Source organism: Gemmiger formicilis, assembly GCF_016901605.1.
GTDB lineage: Bacteria > Bacillota > Clostridia > Oscillospirales > Ruminococcaceae > Gemmiger > Gemmiger formicilis_B.
Genome location: NZ_JACJKP010000573.1, coordinates 1 through 309 on the forward strand (window position 1 = coordinate 1; position 309 = coordinate 309).

1 protein-coding gene is annotated in these 309 nt (G+C 55.0%); it reads right to left on the bottom strand.

Annotated elements, in window-relative coordinates:
• The coding region (locus H6B10_RS15985) for a DUF3794 domain-containing protein (RefSeq protein WP_204652419.1) at positions 1-309 on the bottom strand (309 nt) is incomplete at both ends.

Below are 309 nucleotides of genomic sequence, written 5' to 3' on the forward strand. Positions count from 1 at the left end.
CAGATGCAGTTTCCAGACCACCGCAAGGTTGGCTTCCCCGGTGCCATCAGAATCTGTGAGTGTGCAAGCAGTCACTTCACCCCATGCAACGCAGGAATCTTCCTCCGAGGCGCCGGGAATCTCTACCGTCTGCTGAACGGGAATCTCTTTTTGCCGTACCGTGAGTTCTTCCGAATCGGCAGGCTGATAACAAACCTGCATCTGCAAAGTTCCCTGTACACTGGCCTGACCGGTTTGCAATGTCACATTCCCCAGTGCGAAAGTTCCCCCAATATCCAGGATCGCATCACCGGCATCCGGCAGCAGGAT